This window comes from Streptococcus pseudopneumoniae (assembly GCF_038148935.1).
Classification (GTDB): domain Bacteria; phylum Bacillota; class Bacilli; order Lactobacillales; family Streptococcaceae; genus Streptococcus; species Streptococcus pseudopneumoniae_U.
Genome location: NZ_JBBJZX010000164.1, coordinates 1 through 1,591, shown reverse-complemented (window position 1 = coordinate 1,591; position 1,591 = coordinate 1). Strand labels below are relative to the sequence as shown.

The window sequence follows — 1,591 nt, the reverse complement described above, 5'->3', positions numbered from 1 at the left end:
CGAATCACAATAAATAAAAAAATCTTCCAATTCCCTTGCAAAAATGAAGAAAGTGTGATAACATAGTACGGTATGTGGTGCTAGCACATCCGCTATATTAGATCTAATAGGAGGAAAACACAATGGCTAAAGTATGTTACTTTACAGGTCGTAAGACTGTATCAGGAAACAACCGTTCACACGCGATGAACCAAACAAAACGTGCCGTAAAACCAAACCTTCAAAAAGTTACTGTTCTTATCGATGGTAAACCTAAAAAAGTTTGGGCTTCAGCTCGTGCTTTGAAATCAGGTAAAGTTGAACGCGTTTAATAATAAAAGCAAGGAGACCTCAGGGTCTTTTTCTTTTGTCATAGCGAAAAAATCATTTTAAAAGCAGAGTAAATATCCGCTGATACAGTATTCTGCTTTTACACTTGGGCTGAAATATGATAAAATAGAGTATCAACTAGTTGAGGTAAAAAGGATGACTGTAAAAATTAATACAAAAGATGGTCAAATCGAACTAACAGATGAAGTGATTGCAACCGTCGTAGGTGGAGCAGCAACTGAGATTTTTGGTGTGGTCGGTATGGCTAGTAAAAATGCCCTCAAAGATAATTTCCAAGCCCTTCTAGGTAAGGAAAATTATTCTAAAGGTGTCGTCGTAAAGGCGACCGAAGATGGCAGTATTGCAGTTGATGTATATACCGTGTTGAGCTACGGAACAAAGATTAGCGAAGTGTCGAAAAACATTCAAGAGCGTGTTCGTTTTAGCTTGGAAAACCAGCTTGGAATTACTGCTCAGACTGTAAATGTCTACATTCAAAATATCAAAGTTGTAGGAGAATAACCGTGTCAAAAATTACTACTAGCTTATTTCAAGAAATGGTGCAAGCTGCATCAACTCGCTTGAATAAGCAAGCTGAATATGTCAATTCATTAAACGTCTTCCCCGTTCCAGATGGAGATACCGGGACAAATATGGGAATGACCATTGAAAATGGTGCTAAAGAAGTTGCAGACAAGCCAGCTTCGACAGTTGGAGAGGTAGCGAGCATTCTTGCCAAAGGTCTTTTGATGGGTGCGCGTGGGAACTCAGGAGTTATCACATCTCAGCTTTTCCGTGGATTTTCACAAGCTATCAAGGATAAAGACGAGTTAACAGGTCAAGACTTGGCCCTTGCCTTCCAATCAGGTGTGGAAGTTGCCTATAAGGCAGTGATGAAACCAGTTGAAGGAACGATTTTGACAGTTTCTCGTGGGGCTGCTATCGGTGCTAAGAAAAAAGCTGAGCAAACAGATGACGCTGTTGAAGTCATGCGCGCAGCTTTAGAGGGTGCTAAAACAGCTCTAGCTAAAACACCAGACATGCTTCCAGTCTTGAAAGAAGTTGGCGTTGTGGACTCAGGTGGTCAAGGACTGGTCTTCATCTATGAAGGTTTCCTTTCAGCCCTTACTGGCGAATATATTGCATCTGAGGACTTTGTAGCGACTCCTGCCAACATGAGTGAAATGATCAATGCAGAACATCATAAAGCTGTAGCTGGTCATGTAGCGACTGAGGACATCACCTTTGGTTACTGTACTGAAATCATGGTAGCTCTTAAGCA

At 41.0% G+C, this 1,591-nt stretch carries 3 protein-coding genes; all 3 read left to right on the top strand.

The genetic code is table 11. The features are described from left to right. The first annotated feature begins 122 nt into the window (after nt 1-122). Nucleotides 123-311 carry a 50S ribosomal protein L28 gene (gene rpmB, locus WKI42_RS10330; protein ID WP_001140948.1) on the top strand — a complete coding sequence of 63 codons (189 nt, stop codon included), beginning with the start codon at nt 123-125 and terminating at the stop codon, nt 309-311. A gap of 154 nt (nt 312-465) precedes the next feature. Continuing rightward, nucleotides 466-831, top strand: coding sequence for an Asp23/Gls24 family envelope stress response protein (locus tag WKI42_RS10325; RefSeq protein WP_042901664.1), 366 nt, complete (start codon nt 466-468; stop codon nt 829-831). A gap of 2 nt (nt 832-833) precedes the next feature. Further along, on the top strand, nt 834-1,591 hold a 758-nt coding region (locus tag WKI42_RS10320; protein WP_368081876.1), incomplete at its 3' end, for a DAK2 domain-containing protein.